We start from the raw sequence: 16,801 nt of genomic DNA on the forward strand, positions 1-16,801 counted from the left end.
GTTTTGATGATGCCGCGCGGCTCTCTTCAGGGAACATTCGTGCTCACGCTCTGGGATCTTCTCAAACCCGCGGTTGCCCGAGTCGTGGAGATCGCGCGCCCGCCGGCGCCGAAGAAAGCCGAACCCGCATCGCGAAACGGCGTGCTGGTCGCGCCGGCGCGCCGGAAACCGGTCCGCGGTGCGGATCGGCCCGCAAAGCTGGGGATGCAGGAAAAGTACGACGCGGTCGTCGCGCTCATGCTGAAGAAGTATGACGTGCGCGTCCGCAAGTGGCGGAGCTCGTCGAGCGGCATCGCGTGGACGATCAAGTATCGCGACGGGCGCATCGTGCGGCTGCTCGAAAGCCCCAAGCCCAAGGGCCCGATGTCGATGGCGATTTTTCTGCACGAGATCGGGCATCATGCGATCGGGCTGGGCGCGTTCAAGCCGCGCTGCCTCGAGGAGTATCACGCGTGGATGTTCTCGATCCGCGCGATGGAGGAGCACGGGCTCAACATCACCGACAGCGTTCGGACGCGGATGCACCGGAGTCTGCGATACGCCGTGCGAAAAGCCAGGCGGAGGGGGCTGCGCGATCTTCCGCCCGAACTTGCTCCGTATGTGGAAGCCCCTTCGGCCCGTACTTCGGCATGAGCGGTCTGGGGCATCCTGACGCGAATTTGCTTGCAAACGTCGCCTCCATGCCGCAGACTCTGGTCTGCCGCGTCGCTCGAGCACGCGGGTTGGAGAATCACTATGAGCCGTTCGCGCGTGGCGTTGTTGGTTCTGGCCGGAAGCGGAGTGCTTGCAACATTTCCGCAGACGCTGCTGGCGGGTGGAACGGTGTACTACACGGGCGCGATCGGCATCTACGCCGGCGGCACGAATACCTACAAAGAGGATTACTACCGCACCGACCCGGGCGGACAGGCGAGCCGCACGTTTATCCAGCCGTCGGAACCGTCCGATCCGACGATCCCGTATCTGGTGATGCGCTCGACGGCGTCGGCGGGACTGCGATACCTCAGCGCTTCGACGTTTGCTCAGAACATCAAGACGGGCGCCGGATCGGGCGCGTTCTATTACCGCGTCGAGGGGAGCGCGGCGGCTTCGTTCACGGTTGACGATGTCGTGTTGCATGGACCGGGACCAACCGTGTTCACGTCGGTGCGGGCGCAGCTCACCGGACGGATCTCGGTCGGGACATCGGTCAACTACTCCGGCTACTGCACGGTGCAGGCTTCGATCTTGCTCGCAGGGTTCAACAACGCAAACGGCGGCTTCTATTCCGAGAACACCAGCGGAGGCAACCACTTCATCAACGGTTCGGGACCGCTGCAGAACTTCGGCGGCATCGTCGAATTCGGAACGATTCCGAAGAACCTGCCGACCGAAACCCCGCTCACGATGACGCTGACCGTGAGTGTCGGTTCGTCGATCGAACACTACTTTGCGAATTCCGGAAACGGCAGCTCGAGCGCCGACTTCGGGAGCACGCTGCAGTTGGTGGTCGGGAAGCCGGTCTTCGATCTGCCTCCGGGTTACACGGCGTCGAGTGTTCAGGCGAACATCGTCGACAACATTTACGTTCCGACATGTCCGGCGGACTTCAATCACGACAGCCTCGTGGACGACACGGACTTCACAATTTTTGTCACCGGCTACAACGTTCTGGACTGCGCCGACCCGGAGATGCACCCGGGGTGCCCGGCGGACGTGAACTACGACGGGTTTGTGGACGACGCGGACTTTGTGGTGTTCGTCGTCGCGTACAACGAACTGGTGTGTCCGTGAAGAATTGAAACGTCCCGGGGCAGATTCGAACTGCCGGCCTGCGGTTTAGGAAACCGCCGCTCTATCCAGCTGAGCTACCGGGACACCGCCGGATCGTATTCGCGCGGCGCGGCGGTTAGACTCGGAGCATGACGCCATCTGACTTTGCGATCCGGCGGGTGGAACCGACGGACTTTGATGCGATCATCGAGATGTGCCGCACGGTGTATCCGAAGGAGACTCCGTACACGCGCGAGGAACTGGGGGATCATGTGCGAGTGTTCCCGCGCGGGCAGTTTGTTGCGGTGGAGAAGGCGAGCGCGCGGGTTGCAGGGGTTCACTTCACGCTTCAACTGCATATCCGCGATTTTCACATTGATGACTCGTGGGATGTGCTGACCGATCGCGGCACGTTTCTCGATCACAACCCGGAAGGGCACACGCTCTACGGCGCGGACATCATGGTGCATCCGTCGTTTCAGCATCACGGGCTTGCGCGGGTCTTGACGGAGGCCGCGAAAACGCTGGTTGAAGAGATGGGGCTCTGGCGGATGGTGGGCGCGAGCAGATTGCCGGGATTCGGAAAGGTCGCGGCGACCACGGACATCGGCGCGTATGTGAACGACGTGATCGCCGGGAAACAGTTCGACCCGGTGCTCAGCATTCATTTGAAGGACGGATGGAAAGCGATCCGTCCGATTCACGGGTACTTGCAGCATGATGAAGAGAGCGCGAACTGGGCGGAGGTGATCCAATGGATCAATCCGCAGCGTCCGAAACTCTCGGGCGATGAACTGCTGCAATCGGGATGGGATCTGCCGCGCTGAGACTTCAAGCGAGAATCGGGAATCTACGGAGGCGAGAAGGCGCGCGGCACGGGCTCGAGAGGAATCGCGCGCGAGCCTTCACCCGCGGCGAGATCGGGAGGATCGGAGCCGGAATTCACGTTGATTCCCCGTTGCTCTGCTTCGGCGACGATTTCGGCAGCGACGCGAAACAGCTCGTGGAGTTCGGCGTCGCTGTATTCGCTCTTCAGTGCTTCGAGGGCGAGGCGAACTTGTTCAGCTTCTTCCGATACGAATCCGGTCGAGTCGCCGGAGATACCGGCGAGGAGATCGGCGGGAGAGTCGCAGTGCGATTCATCGCGAAAGCCGATTGGCGGTTCATCGCTTGGAGGGTCACCGGGTTTCTCCGCCTCGAATTGAGCAGGAGGAACTTCCAAGGGTTCAGATTCACGGGGCGCGTGGATGGCTTCGTCGGTGTCGCGATGCCGCGGCGGGGCGGAGCGTTCGAAAACCTCGGCGCGACGTGCGCCGGATCGCGATGACTTCGCAACTGATTCGCGCGGCATCACCGGACCGGACGCGAAATTGGCGAGGCGGATGAGGATGCGGGAAGCGCGGAGCGCGGTTTCGCGTGAGCACGAAGAGTCGCCCGATTCAAAGGAATCGAGGACGCGCTGCGCGCTCGCGATCACTGCGGAAAGCTGCGCGCCGGCGGCGAGGCGGGTGCGGCGAGCAACGAGGTTCTCGAGCGAAGCGAATTGGTCGGCAATTTCTGGGCGGGAGAGGAAGAGTGAGATTGCCCCGGCGGAGGTCTGGAAGTGAGCGGCGATCGAGAGCAGCGACTGCGAAGGATCGAGGAGCAAATCGAAGAAGAGTTGCTGCCCATCGTGATCCGGCGCGAACTGGTCGAGATCGGGCTGCAAAGCTTTGATGGGCGGACTCATGCAGAACAGAATACCGTACAAAAACCATCCTTTCAATCCTGTTTCCGAACATTTTCCAAATATTTTCAATAAAAAAAGCACCCTCCGGGGCGGTGCTTGGAATCGACAGTTTTCTTAGGCAAGGGACGGAAGGACCAATTACTCACACGAAGGGCACACAAGTTCGTTGTAGCGAGCCGTGAAAATCACATAGTCCGCGTCGTCGGTGATGTTGTCGCCGTTCTGGTCGCCCTCCGCTGTATCGAGCGTGTTATAGTAGCTGGCGAAAATGAGGAAATCAGCGTCGTCGACAAAGCCGTCATTGTTGAAATCAGCGTGATTGACAAGGGCGTAAAAGGCAGCGCGGTCCGTGGCATCGAGGATGCCGTCGCCGTTGGCATCCAGCCCCATGTTGTAAAGCGAGCTGCCTGTTCCTACGTCGTCAAATTGGGGATCCACATCGACGACGCCGTGGATCGCGTCGGCGCACGTCACGCAGCCGTCACCGTCCCGATCGCCGAATTTGATGCTGCCAAGGCCGTATCCCAGCAATGCTTCGAGCGCCGCAAGATCGTCTCCGTCGATGACTTCGGTGCACTCACAGGGTTCTTCCTCAGGAGGACAAGGCGGACAGGTAACGAGATTTACGAGTGTTAGGAGCGCTGGATCTGTGGACGGAATTTCGCCCGCTAGCCATGTGGCATCGGCCTCGTCGAATCGTCCATCACCATTTAGATCGAGCGCGTTCTCGTCCGCATGCACGATACGAATTGAGATATTAAGACCACCACCGCCTCCAATAGTGGGAGTAACTGGGTCACTTTCCGAAGTTACCGTTGTTTCGCCGTTGTACGGATCGTAACTACTGACTGGAGTGCTCCATCCAGGCGAAGCTGTAACCTTATCATCAATGCGCTGAAACATGCCGATCACCGCCGAATCCTCGAGAACTGCATACCGCTGCCGGCGGCTACCGGACTGGTAATCTCTCCTATGTACTGCGCCTGACGCTTGGCTTTTTGACTGAATTGACGTAAACGAATTAAATTCTACGCCATAAACAATCACCGTCCCACCTGGAAACGACGAATAGTTTAGATTTCCAGACGCAGTTCCAAACCCAATGTACATGCACGGATCAGTATTCATTTGCAACTGCGACAAATCACTTAAAGTATAAAGCGTCTGGAATACAGGCCATTCTCCCACACCTCCAAGCATGCTTGCAAAGCCCGCCCCCCCCACGTAACTCCAGCACCCGGAGGTATAGGCCACCGCACCCGCCGAGGCACCTCCTCCAGTTAGCTCTTGAGTATCCACCATCGAATACACTCCGCCCGCAGACATAACGCTCGCAAACGCGAACGCTGAACTACCCGCAATAATTGGCGAATTTGAAAGGGCCGGACGCGAAGCTGACGCTGTCAGCGTAAACTGAACATCTGTTTCTATCGAACTTGCCAAACATGCTAAATTGAATGCTCCGATGCTCGCAACGCAGAAACCGGCTCGAACTAGGGCGGACTGGCGTATTTTGCTCTCTTTCATTTTTTCACCTCGTGCTACCTATAGTCACTTTCATATATGCTATATTAACACTATTTTTCGCTTCCAAATCCACGTCAAACACGTCTGATTTTGTGCCAATGCATTTAGCCGCATGATATCAACAATTTGAATGTCATGGGCGAATGTGCGCCCTAGCCGTTAAATCATGTCGCCGCAATGCCTTGTATTGTGGATAACTATTTCAAATCAGTGCGGGCGCCCTGGTGAGGCGAATCGCTCGGAAATCTCGGGGCGGGAGAGGAAGAGCGAGATTGCCGCGGCAGAGGTTTGGAAATGGTCGGCAATCGAGAGGAGCGAATGAGATGGATCGAGGAGCAGGTTGAAGAGGCAGCGCTGCTCGTCAGGCGAGGGAGCGAAGAGGGGTTGGTCGGGGGCGAGGGCCTTGATGGGCGGGCTCATTCCGGCAGTATACCGAACAAAAGCAGTATTGCAAGGGTTTTGTTTGGATTACTCAAAAAGAGAGCGGGCGGGCAGAAAACGAACCGGCACGCCCTTCGGGGTGCAGGAGACTGTCGCGCGGGGTCCGGGGGTGTCACTCGGTCGCCAAGGCGCCTTGCTTCACGCCCCGGCTACGAAACACCAGCCATTTCGGGCTGAAAACAAGCGGGAAAAGGATTTGATCGCTGTTGGATGACGCCTCTCTCTCAAGAAAGGACGCTTTCGCTCGGGCGATGACGCTCGCTTGAGGGAATGACGCATGTTTCGGGTTGGGAACCGGGAGTGTGGGGCGGGCTTTTGCCCTCAAAGTCCGGTTCGAAACGGCGGAATGCCTGCAGAAACGGCTTCGCTCTCTGCGTTCGCCGGTGGAGTGATGCCGCATGGAACAAAAATTCCGATTTTTTGGTTTGCGCCGTCTTGACGGGCCTTGGCGTTTCAAGTAACTTGAAACTGTTTCACGATGTTACATCGTGTCCAGCCGGGAGGATTCATGCCTTCAGTCAGGCGAATTGCGAGTCGGGCGGGGGTTTCGGTGGCGACGGTTTCACGCGCCCTGAACAACCATCCGAACGTCGATCCGAACACGCGTCGGAAGGTGATCGAGGCGGCGGAGAGCGTCGGCTATCCGAAGGTTTTCTCGGCGCGTGCGATTCAGACGAACGTGATCGCCCTGGCGTACACGGGTGAGCTGGTGCGGGCGGATTACGGCGGATTCGATGCCGCGATGCAGGCGGGGATTCTGCGGGGGCTGAACGAGCACCGGTTTGATCTGCGGATGGTGGCGCTGCAGCGCGACGCGGTTCCGGGCGAGGGGTACGCGCGGGTGCTCGAAAAGAAGACGATCGGCGGCACGATCCTGCGGGTTTTCGAGGATTCGAGATTGATCGCGGCGGAGATCGCGGAATCGGGGATTCCGTCGGTGGTGATTGCGGACAGATTCCCGGATCATGCGAATGTGAACTTTGTGTGCTGCGAATCGCGTGCGGATTCGCGCCGCGCGATCCAGCATCTTGTCGATCTCGGGCACAGGCGGATCGCGCTCGGTGTTCACAGCGTGCGCGACACGGACCACGTGGATCGGCGCAACGGGTATGAGGATGCGCTCAGGGACAACGGCATCGCGCTCGACCCGGCGCTCGAGAATGAGATCGTCGCGAGCACGGAGGGCGGCGCGGGGCTGATCACGCGGCTGATGTCGATGCCGCTGCCCCCCACCGCGGTGTTCTTCACCGATCCGTTGGCAACGGTCGGCGCTTTGCGTCGGTGCCTGGAACTTGGTGTGCGCGTTCCGCAAGATTTGTCGATCGTGGGCTTTGACGACAGCGACGTGCGGAAGCACACGTACCCGGCGTGCACGGCCGTCGTGCAGGACGCGGAGATGCTCGGGTTCGAAGCGGCGCGCTGGCTGACGCGCCGGCTGATCAACCCGGGAGATGAGAACCTCAAGAGTTTGCGTCTCGTACGGACTACGCGGCTTGAAATCAATCAGACGACGGGCCGCCCGTCTTCGGACCCCGTGCGCGTTCTGCCGGACGGCACGCGCGTGAAGCTCCAGCAACCACACTCGTGAGACTGGAAAGGAATTCGATGCGCATGAAGTCGGAGTCAAACCAAAGCCGGAGGTTCTGTCGAGGATTCACCTTGATCGAACTGCTCGTCGTGATCGCGGTGATCGCGCTGTTGATCGGGATTCTCTTGCCGGCACTGGGGAAGGCGAGAGATTCAGCACGCGGGCTGAAATGCTCGGTCAATCAGAAACAGGTGGCTCTCGCGCTAACGGCGTACGCGAACGACTACAAGCAGTTGTTTCCTCCGAGACTGCAAGGATGCGAAGACCCCGACTCCAAACGGGAGAGCATTTATTGGTATGACGAAAATCGAATCGGACGCTATCTTCCACTCGCCGATAGGTCCAACATCGATTTGAATAGCGGTGCCAAAGAAAATCAGTCCGTCGGCGGAGGTGTACTTGCGTGCCCCAACCATCCCTTTGCGGCACGCTCCTATGCAATGAACTTCTGGTCGAACTGCGCAACGACTTGGGAGCCGACCCAACCAGGTGGAAAGGTCCTCAAGCGAACATTCAAGCCGGGGTTTGACACGCTCGGTTACAAGTACGAGGCATTGTACGGTACTGGCTTCGACCTGACGGTGAACTTGGCGTCGAAAACCATTCTCCTCGGAGAAGCGTGGGCTCCGTACGGGTCGATGCTTGATGCAGGGAAACTCGATACTTCCCAGACTTTCTTCGCCGGCGCAGACATAGGGCGCGGAGCTCAATTCACGGGAGGAAAGTATCGAATAGCAACGCGATTTGGCGCACCGACACTATCAAACGCGATCACATATCCGCAGGCCGGCTGGACGATTCCACCGGAAATGGTTGGCACAACAGGAGTCAACGATTTCAAGAGCTATATCCCGTGGTATCGACATCCGAGGCGCTACAAGGAAATGACCGCAATCAAGGGATCCGCACCATTCGCCTTTGTCGACGGGCACGTGGAAAGTTGGCGACCGGAGCAGCTCTTCGAAGGCGGTGTAACGCCGCCGAGGAGCACGCTCCAGATTTTGTGGTCTCCGAAGGATCTTGAATTGGATGCTATTCCGTCCACACCGTGATTATCTAGTCGTCGTCGTCAGGGTGGACGCGACGTGTTCCGCATCGAGGCGGTTTTCAAGAGGTTCCGGGCTTCTTACAACGGGAGAATTTCTGAGTTCGAGAGCTCGTTCGAAGTAAGCGAGCGGGCGCTCGGGAAGAAACGAAAACTGAGTCTTGCAGTTCGTAGAGAGCTCTTCGCGGCGTTTCGCTCCGCGGAGAGAGAGATGGCCGGAGCGGCAGTTGCCCGGTTGATTGAGCGAAAAAGCAACGTGCACGGTGCGTGCGCGAAACGATTTTCGAGAGTCGGAAACAAAGGAGCTCAGAAATGAACGTGCGTTCTCTTCAAATGTTGGCGATGGGCGTGGTCGCGGGTGCGGCGCTTTCGGCCCAAGCGGTCGTCGTGAGCGTCGGCGATTCGAATGCGAACTGGCTGGGATTCATGAACGTGTTTGAGTTGCCGGAAAACGGCGGCGGCTACGTCTTCGGCAGCCCGTGGGGCGTTGACGGACTGCGCGCCGAGTTCAACGACGGCGCGGCCACGGTCACGCTGTTCCCGAACAGCGTCGATGACCCGAGCCCGTTCTGGTATACGCCGATGGGTGAACCTGGCTCGGTGGGCAACAAGCAGATGGACGCGAACCTTTACCATGAGGTGAGCGATGGCTCGCTGTCCGGCGTTCCGGTCACGTTCGAAGGGACCGTCAATTCGAACTCGTTCACTTCGTCGCACGTCGCGAAGATCTTCATCCGCGACTTTGCACCGGACTATTCCTCGTTCAACGAAGCGGTGATCGATTTGGTGCCGGGTCCGTTCAGCCTCACGCTCGAGACCGAACCCGATCCCGCCCGCCACGTGCAGTGGGGCTTTAACGTGAACGGCCCGTGCGTCTGGATCACCGATGTCGGCCCCTATGGCAATGCGGTGATCGCGACGGGCGCGCCGGCGACCTGCACGGGCGACCTGAACGGCGATGGGTTCGTCGATGACTCCGACTTCGTCCTGTTCGCCGCGGCGTACAACATCCTCGACTGCACCGATCCGATGATGCCCACGGGCTGTCCGGCTGACTTCAACGACGACGACTTTGTGGACGACTCGGATTTCGTGCTCTTCGTGGCTGCGTACAACGAACTCATCTGCCCGTAATTGATCGAGCAGAGTTCGCGATCATTCTTCCTTTCCGACTCCCGGGGCCGGTGCGGCGAGCGCCGGCCCCGGAGCTTTGTGGCGGTCTATTTGTATAGCGGACCTTGATGAGGGAGCAACGGGACAGACTCGCAGGTTTCCTTCCCGAGTGGCTGCCGCCGGGCGCCGCGATCGTCGGCGCATTGGCGGTCTTGAGCACGTGCGTGCTGCTGGCGGGGGCGGCGCGAGCGACGCCGAATGAGAAGTCGATGTGGACGTTTGCACGTCCTCATTACTTGATGTACGAGCCGCGCGTGGAAGCATGGAACAAATCGGGGAAAACTCCGTTTGATCTGCGGCTGCTCAGTCTGCCGGCGATGGAGCGGCGGATGATGGCGGCGTTTCTCGGCGATGTGCCTTCGGCGGATGTGCTGGAGGTGGAGCGGCGCGGCGTGTCGAGGACGTTTGGCGGGCCGGTCGAGAGCGTGGGGTTCTACGACCTGACCGATCGACTCGAAAAAGAAGGATTGCTGGAAGAGATCAACGCGCCGAGTTTCAGCCCGTGGACCACGCGCGGGCGCATTTTCGGGTTGCCGCACGATGTGCATCCGGTGATGTTGGGGTATCGAGCGGACCTGGTCGAGGCGGCGGGGATCGATGTTTCGAAGATCGAAACGTGGGAAGACTTCGCGCGGGTGATGAAGCCGCTGATGGCCGATACGGATCACGACGGCAAGCCCGACCGGTATCTGCTCAACATGTGGGAAACGAACCAGGATCACCTGGAGGTTTTGCTCCTGCAGGCGGGTGGCGGATTTTTCGATGAGAACGAGAAGCCGACGCTGGACAGCGCGATCAACGTGCACATCCTGGCGACGATCGTGACGTGGCTGGCGGGGCCGAACCGGATTGCCGCGGACGCACCGAACTTCACGGCGGCGGGGAACAAGCTGAAAGCAGACGGGTATGTGGTGGCGTCGTTCTTCCCGGATTGGATGGGCGATATCTGGAAGCACGAGATCCCGAGCTTGAGCGGGAAGATGAAGCTGATGCCGCTGCCCGCGTGGGAAAGGGGCGGCAGGCGGACGAGCGTCTGGGGCGGGACGATGCTGGGCATCCCGAAGACGGCGGTGAAGAGCCCGAAGGATTTCGAGACGCTCTGGTCGTTCTGCAAGGAGCTGTACATCTCGGATCAGTTCATGCGGGATTTGTATCGCGAGGGCGGGATCGTGACGCCGGTGAAGAAGTACTGGACGGACCCGATCTTCGATGAGCCGAACGCTTATTTCTCGGGGCAGCCGGCGGGGAGGCTGTACATCGATCTCGCGCCGGCGGTGCCGATGCGGAACAGTTCGCCGTACAACACGTTCGCGATGTATCGCGTGGTGGATGCGCTGGTGCAGATGACGGAGGAGGCGCGTGCGACGGGGCGGTATGACATGCAGGCGCTGGAGGCTCGCGCGCGGGTGTTTCTGGGCGAGGCGCAGCGGCAGGTCGAGAACGTGCTGAAGCGGAACGTGTTTTTGGAATCGAGCGAAGGGGGCGCATCATGAGCGCTTCGGTTGCTGCGATTCCGGCCGGCGCGCCCAGCGGTGTCGGGAACTTGAGCGGCGGTGTGAGAAGCCGCGCGCGGGCTGGAAGCGGCGGACGGCTGGCGCCGTGGCTGTTTTTGTCGCCGTTTCTCGCTTGCTTTGCGCTGTTCACGCTGTATCCGCTGGTGCAGTCGGTGGTGCTTTCGATGCAGACCACGTTCGGGCCGGGCGCGACGAAGTTTGTCGGGCTCTCCAATTTTCGCGGCCTGATGCACGATCCGCTTTTCTGGATCGCGCTCAAGAACACGGCGGTTTATACGCTCGGATCGCTGCTGATTCAGCTGCCGATCGCGCTCGGGCTGGCGCTGGTGCTCGAGACGCCGGGCCTTCGCGGGCGCGGTTGGATCAGGCTGCTGTTGTTCTCGCCGTCGATGGTCGGCGTGGTGTTCGCGGCGATGATGTTCGCGCTGATCTTCGAGAAGCAGACGGGGCTGGCGAATCAGGGGTTGCACTCGCTGCTCTCGCCGCTGGGCATCGATTGGAGTCTTGATTTCGGCTGGCTGCAGCAGCACGTGATGAGCGCGCTGATCCTGGCGAGCTTGTGGATGTATGTCGGATTCAACATGACGTTCTTCTCGGCGGCGCTTCAGAATGTGCGGAAGGACCTGATCGAAGCGGCGGTTGTGGATGGGGCCGGGCCGCTGCGAAGATTCTGGACTGTGACGATCCCGGCGATCCGGCCGGTGGCGGGATTTGTGGTGCTGATGAGCGTGATCGGGAGTTTCCAGCTGTTCGAATTGCCGTTCATCATGTTCAACAACACGGGGGGACCGGACAATCGCGCGCTGACGATTGTGCTGTATCTGTTCCAGAACGGGTTTGAGACCGGCGACCTTGGATACGCGAGCGCAATCGGCTGGGCGCTCGCGGTGATCCTGGTCGTGTGCGCGGCGTTTCAGCGATTGACCGCGCGCGGAGAGGAGGCCGCGGCATGAGCCTGCGTGTCTCACGCCTTTTCGCCTGGATCTGGACGCGTGGCATCCTGCTGATCGCCGGGATCATCACGCTGATCCCGTTCTTCTGGCTGCTCGCATCGAGCTTCAAGAGCAATGAGGAGTTTTTCCGTTCGACGTTCCTGCCGGTGGAGGGCGGACGGATCGTCTGGGAGCGGCTGACGACCGATCCGTTCAAGCGGCTGTTCCAGGAGTTGAACTTCTCGAACAGCCTGACGAATTCGGTTTTTCTGTCGTCGGTCACTGGTGTCGTCGCGACTTTGTGCTGCGCGATGGGCGGGTATTCGCTGGCGAAATTCCGGTTCAAGGGGCGGGGATTCTGCACGGCTCTGGTTCTGGCGGCGGTCTTGATCCCGGCGCCGCTCATCATCGCGCCGACGTATCAGCTTCTCTATCGCATGGATTTGCTGGACTCGTTCGCGGGGTTGATCTTGCCCGCGCTCGCGCCGGCGTTCGGCGTATTCCTTTTCCGCCAGGCAATCGTGTCGGGTGTGCCGAATGATCTGCTCGAGGCGGCGCGGATCGACGGCGCGGGCGAGTGGCGGACGTTTGTCACGGTTGTGCTGCCGCTGGTGCGCCCGATGATCGGGACGTTCTTGATGGTGACGTTCCTGGCGATGTGGAACAACTTCATTGCGCCGCAGGTTGTGCTGCAGGATCCGTCGAAATTTCCGCTTTCGGTTGCGGTCGCCGAACTTCGGCGCGGGTATTACAACGACTACGGGCTTCAGATGGCGGGCACGATCGTCTCGATCCTGCCTGTCATGGCTTTGTTCCTGGTGATGCAGAAGGACTTTGTTTCGGGCCTCACGTCGGGCGCGGTCAAGGCTTGACCGCGCAGGGCGTGAGCTTGCAGATTGGAGTTTGCATGTTTGGCGAAGGATTCGTGTGGGGAGCAGGTTCGAGCTCGTACCAGATCGAGGGCGCGTTCGCGCAGGACGGGCGCGGGCTCTCGATCTGGGACACGCTGTGCCGCCGTCCGGGCGCGATCCACAATGGTGAAACGGGCGATGTCGCGTGCGACCACTACAACCGCATGAGCGAAGACGTTGCGCTGATGGGGCGCGTCGGGCTGCAGGCGTACCGGTTCAGCGTTGCTTGGCCGCGCGTGCTGCCGCTGGGCATCGGCAAGGTGAACGAAGCGGGGCTTGCGTTCTATGACCGGCTGGTGGATGCGCTGCTCGAAGCGAACATTCAGCCGTGGTTGACGCTGTATCACTGGGACCTGCCGCAGGCGCTGTTCGATCGAGGGGGCTGGCTGAGCCCGGAGATTCCGGCGTGGTTTGCGGAGTACACGCGCGTGATGGTCGATCGGCTGGGCGATCGCGTGCGGCACTGGATCACGATCAACGAGCCGCAGATCTTTGTCGGGCTCGGATACCGCGACGGCAAGCATGCGCCGGCGCTGAAACTCTCGATTCGCGAGCAGTTGACGGCGGCGCACAACGTGCTCTTGGCGCATGGGCGGTCGGTGCAGGTCATTCGCGAGCGGACGAAGAAACCGGTCCAGATCGGGTGGGCGCCGATCGGTCGTGTGGAGTATCCGATCAGCGAAACGGCGGACGAGATCGAGGCGGCGCGGCGATCGACGTTTGCGCTGCGCGAGCCGGGGTTCTGGAACAACACGTGGTTCGGCGACCCGGTGTGCCTTGGGCACTACCCGGAAGACGGTGTGAAGTTGTATCGCAAGGACATGCCGCGGATCGAGAAGGGGGACATGGAGACGATCCACCAGCCGATCGACTTCTACGGCGTGAACGTCTATTCGGGCGTGCCGGTGAAGATCGGTGCGAACGGGAATGCGGAAATCGTGCCGTGGGCACCGGGAGTGCCGACGAGCACGATGCGATGGCCGGTGGCGCCCAAAGCGCTGTACTGGGGCCCGAGATTTCTGCACGAGCGTTACAAGCTGCCGATCGTCATCACGGAAAACGGCATGGCGAACCTGGACTGGATCGCGTCCGACGGTCGCGTGCACGACCCGCAGCGGATCGACTACACGCGTTCGCACCTGCTGGAGTTTGAGCGGGCGGGAGCCGACGGCGTGCCAGTGGGCGGCTATTTCCACTGGGCGATTCTGGACAATTTCGAATGGGCTGAGGGGTATAAGGAGCGGTTCGGTCTGATCCACGTCGACTTTGCGACGCAGAAGCGAACCCTGAAGGACTCGGCGTATTGGTACGCCGAAGTGATACGTACGCATGGTGGTCATCTTTCCGATGCGAGCCCGTTTGCCGCCGCTTCCGGGGCGACGTCAACGGGGAAGCAGGAGCGAAAGCCAGTGATCGAGTCCAAGCCGGGGGCACGTGTGTCCGCGGCGATACCCGGAGGTCGATGATGAGAGCGTCCAATCTGTTGTTTGTGCTCGCCGGTGTTTTGCCCGCGGGCGTGTGCATCGCGCAGGAACTCCCGGGGTGGAAACTGACCTGGTCTGATGAATTCAACGGCACGGCGGTGGACACGACCAAATGGAAGATCATCAACCTCGCGCCGAACAAGAACAACGAGCAGGAGTACTACCACCCGAGCCACGTGAGCGTGGCGAACGGTCTGCTCACGCTGAAGTCGACGAATCAATCGACGGGCGGGCGGCCGTACACATCGGGCTCGGTCGAATCGGTGAACAAGTTTTTTCAGCTGTACGGGCGCTTTGAAGGCCGCATGAAGATGCCCAAGACGCAGGGAATCTGGCCGGCGTTCTGGCTGCTGCCGAATCCGTCGGGCTGGCCGCCGGAAATCGACATCATGGAATTGCTCGGACACGACCCCGACACGGTCTACTTCAGCAACCACTGGGGCGTTTGGCCGACGAACTCGCACCAGACAACGAGCTACAGCGGGCCGGATTTCGCGGCGGGGTTCCACACCTTCGCCGTGGATTGGTGGCCGGATCGCATGGAGTGGTACATCGACGGATTCCGGCGCGCCACCCATACGCAGGCTGTCCCGAATTCGGCGTTCTTCATCATTCTGAACACGGCAGTGGGCGGCGACTGGCCGGGCTATCCGAACGGTTCGACGGTTTTTCCGCAGTATTTCGACATCGACTATGTGCGCGTCTATCAACCCGCGTATGTCAATCCCGGCTTTGAATCCCGCGGGCCGAACAACACGACGCTGTTTGGCTGGACGGGTTTCGGCAATCGTTTCTACGACGGCGCGCTTGGATATGCCGGCGCGAGTTCGGTCAAGCTCTTCGGCAACTTCAGCGGGAGTTATAACACTTCCGGCGTGTATCAGGAGGTGAACGTCACGCCCGGCAAGTGGTACAAAGTTTCGGGTCAGTGGTACACGCCTTCGAACGATCGGATCGCGGGCGCGAACACGACTTCCTTGATCCTCGAGTGGTACACCGCGGGCGGCGCGCTGATCTCGACCAACTCGAACCCGGCCATTGATGCAACGACGCCGGTGAACCAGTGGTTCAAGAGTCAGACGCAGGGCTTCGCGCCGCCGAATGCCGCCAAGGTACGGTTTGTCGTTTCGTTCCAGCAACCGGCGATGGCCGCGGGGTCTTCACGCACCGACGAGATCGACTTCCGCGAAGGGACTTGCCCGACGGACACGAACGCCGACGGGATGACGGACGACACGGACTTCGTGAACTTCGCGGCGGCGTACGACCAGCTCGTTTGCGGGATGGTCTGCCCGGCGGATTTCAACGGGGACACGATCGTGGACGACGCGGACTTTGTGCTTTTCGTCGCGTCGTACAACGATCTGTTGTGTCCGTAAGGCCTGAGCGCGGAGCTATATTGGCTCCATGCAAAGGATGATTCTGGTCGCCTCGCTCGTCGTTGCATTGTGTCGCTGCGCGCTGGCGAGCATCGATGCGCCGATGACGGTGCGCATCGCCACGTTCAACATCGAGGACGTGCGCGAGGAGGATGTTGCGCGCAACGACAACCCGCGATTGAAGGCGATCGCGGAAGTGATTCAGCGGATCGCACCGAACATCATTTTCCTGAACGAGATCGCCTACGACATGCCCGGTGCGCCGGGATTCAAGGAAGGCGACGCGCCCGGTCAGAACGCGGCACGGTTTGTCGAGAACTATCTGAGCACGGCGCAGGCGCCGGGGCTGACGCCGATCAAGTACAGGGCCTTCATGGCGCCGGTGAATACGGGGTTGTTCAGCGGTTTCGATCTCGACAACGACGGCAAAGTCGTGGATGCGTACCCGATGCCGCCGGGGACCAAGCCGGACGGCACTCCGGGCGGGCAGACTCCGGAGGGTCGGGCGTACGGAAACGACTGCTTCGGATTCGGAACGTTCCCGGGGCAGTACGGGATGGCGCTGCTCGTCGATGAGCGGCTGACGATTGATGAGGCGAACATCCGCACGTTTCAGAAACTGCCGTGGGACTACGTCACCGGAAATTTCTTGCCGATGAATGCGGACGGCACGCCGTGGTATTCGAACGAAGAAAAAGCCGTGATGCGGCTGAGCAGCAAGAGTCACTGGGATGTGCCGGTGAGACTGCCGAACGGTTCGGAGTTGCACGTCTTTTGCAGCCATCCGACGCCGCCGGTCTTTGACGGCCCGGAAGACCGCAACGGGAAGCGCAACCACGATGAGATCCGATTCTGGATGGATTACCTTTCGAATGAACCGTACATCGTGGACGACAACGCGAAGTACGGTGGGTATGCGAGCGATGCGCCGTTCGTGATCGTCGGCGACATGAACGCCGACCCGAAAAAGGGCGACAGTTTCAAGAACCCGATGTTCAAATTGCTCGGGGCACGCCGATTGGCACGCGGAGTCACGCCGTCTTCGGAGATCGAAGTTGCCAATCTCGAGCCCACCGATACCTCGTTGTTCAAAATGCGGGTGGACTACGTGCTGCCTTCGAAGGACTTGAAGGTTGTGCAGAGCGGAATCTGGCGGGCGCTGCCGGCGGCCGTCGGCACCGGGGGGAAATTCCCGAGCGATCACTTTCCTGTTTGGGTGGATGTGATCGTGCCGCCGGGGAAGAAATGAGGAGAATTGTCTGCGGTCGTGAGCCGACTCGCCCCGCGGAAAATCGACGTGCGCGCGCTTATCCTTGCCCGTTGAAA

Annotated in this window: 15 protein-coding genes and 1 tRNA gene; 12 read left to right on the forward strand and 4 right to left on the reverse strand. The window is 60.4% G+C overall.

Annotation, left to right across the window (positions count from 1 at the left end):
* The first annotated feature begins 9 nt into the window (after nucleotides 1-9).
* Both KF691_09725 and KF691_09730 read left to right on the forward strand, forming a co-directional pair.
* A complete protein-coding gene (locus KF691_09725; protein ID MBX3389718.1) occupies nucleotides 10-633 on the forward strand; it encodes a hypothetical protein in 624 nt (207 codons plus the stop codon).
* A gap of 102 nt (nucleotides 634-735) precedes the next feature.
* Complete coding sequence (locus KF691_09730; protein MBX3389719.1) at nucleotides 736-1,773, forward strand: hypothetical protein; 1,038 nt, start codon at nucleotides 736-738, stop codon at nucleotides 1,771-1,773.
* A gap of 10 nt (nucleotides 1,774-1,783) precedes the next feature.
* Here the strand turns inward: KF691_09730 and KF691_09735 are convergent.
* Nucleotides 1,784-1,857, reverse strand: a tRNA-Arg gene (locus tag KF691_09735).
* Nucleotides 1,858-1,901: 44 nt separating this feature from the next.
* Here KF691_09735 and KF691_09740 point away from each other — a divergent pair.
* A complete protein-coding gene (locus tag KF691_09740; protein MBX3389720.1) occupies nucleotides 1,902-2,579 on the forward strand; it encodes a GNAT family N-acetyltransferase in 678 nt (225 codons plus the stop codon).
* A 23-nt stretch (nucleotides 2,580-2,602) separates the two neighbouring features.
* On the opposite strand, the gene KF691_09745 is transcribed toward KF691_09740, so the two are convergent.
* The 3 genes from KF691_09745 to KF691_09755 form a co-directional block, all read right to left on the reverse strand.
* Complete coding sequence (locus KF691_09745; protein ID MBX3389721.1) at nucleotides 2,603-3,481, reverse strand: hypothetical protein; 879 nt, start codon at nucleotides 3,479-3,481, stop codon at nucleotides 2,603-2,605.
* Nucleotides 3,482-3,619: 138 nt separating this feature from the next.
* Nucleotides 3,620-5,008: a hypothetical protein gene (locus tag KF691_09750; GenBank protein MBX3389722.1), complete on the reverse strand. Its 1,389-nt coding sequence runs from the start codon at nucleotides 5,006-5,008 to the stop codon at nucleotides 3,620-3,622.
* 207 nt (nucleotides 5,009-5,215) lie between these two features.
* Nucleotides 5,216-5,428 carry a hypothetical protein gene (locus tag KF691_09755; GenBank protein ID MBX3389723.1) on the reverse strand — a complete coding sequence of 71 codons (213 nt, stop codon included), beginning with the start codon at nucleotides 5,426-5,428 and terminating at the stop codon, nucleotides 5,216-5,218.
* A gap of 529 nt (nucleotides 5,429-5,957) precedes the next feature.
* Here KF691_09755 and KF691_09760 point away from each other — a divergent pair.
* From KF691_09760 to KF691_09800, 9 genes are all read left to right on the forward strand, one after another.
* On the forward strand, nucleotides 5,958-7,037 hold the full coding sequence (locus KF691_09760) for a LacI family DNA-binding transcriptional regulator (GenBank protein MBX3389724.1): 1,080 nt from the start codon (nucleotides 5,958-5,960) through the stop codon (nucleotides 7,035-7,037).
* A 17-nt stretch (nucleotides 7,038-7,054) separates the two neighbouring features.
* The gene (locus KF691_09765) at nucleotides 7,055-8,089 is read left to right on the forward strand and encodes a DUF1559 domain-containing protein (GenBank protein ID MBX3389725.1); all 1,035 of its coding nucleotides are present in this window, start codon (nucleotides 7,055-7,057) and stop codon (nucleotides 8,087-8,089) included.
* 305 nt (nucleotides 8,090-8,394) lie between these two features.
* Nucleotides 8,395-9,216 (forward strand): hypothetical protein, encoded by an 822-nt coding sequence (locus KF691_09770; protein ID MBX3389726.1) that lies wholly within the window; start codon nucleotides 8,395-8,397, stop codon nucleotides 9,214-9,216.
* 107 nt (nucleotides 9,217-9,323) lie between these two features.
* A complete protein-coding gene (locus KF691_09775) occupies nucleotides 9,324-10,748 on the forward strand; it encodes a carbohydrate ABC transporter substrate-binding protein (protein ID MBX3389727.1) in 1,425 nt (474 codons plus the stop codon).
* Nucleotides 10,745-11,722 (forward strand): sugar ABC transporter permease, encoded by a 978-nt coding sequence (locus KF691_09780; GenBank protein ID MBX3389728.1) that lies wholly within the window; start codon nucleotides 10,745-10,747, stop codon nucleotides 11,720-11,722. Before KF691_09775 ends, KF691_09780 begins: the two co-directional genes overlap by 4 nt.
* Nucleotides 11,719-12,573, forward strand: coding sequence for a carbohydrate ABC transporter permease (locus KF691_09785; protein MBX3389729.1), 855 nt, complete (start codon nucleotides 11,719-11,721; stop codon nucleotides 12,571-12,573). Before KF691_09780 ends, KF691_09785 begins: the two co-directional genes overlap by 4 nt.
* 35 nt (nucleotides 12,574-12,608) lie before the next feature.
* A complete protein-coding gene (locus KF691_09790) occupies nucleotides 12,609-14,078 on the forward strand; it encodes a beta-glucosidase (protein MBX3389730.1) in 1,470 nt (489 codons plus the stop codon).
* Complete coding sequence (locus KF691_09795; GenBank protein ID MBX3389731.1) at nucleotides 14,078-15,475, forward strand: family 16 glycosylhydrolase; 1,398 nt, start codon at nucleotides 14,078-14,080, stop codon at nucleotides 15,473-15,475. The genes KF691_09790 and KF691_09795 overlap by 1 nt, the downstream gene beginning before the upstream one ends.
* A gap of 28 nt (nucleotides 15,476-15,503) precedes the next feature.
* Nucleotides 15,504-16,724, forward strand: coding sequence for an endonuclease/exonuclease/phosphatase family protein (locus tag KF691_09800; GenBank protein ID MBX3389732.1), 1,221 nt, complete (start codon nucleotides 15,504-15,506; stop codon nucleotides 16,722-16,724).
* Nucleotides 16,725-16,801 lie beyond the last annotated feature (77 nt).

Source organism: Phycisphaeraceae bacterium, assembly GCA_019636555.1.
Classification (GTDB): domain Bacteria; phylum Planctomycetota; class Phycisphaerae; order Phycisphaerales; family UBA1924; genus JAFEBO01.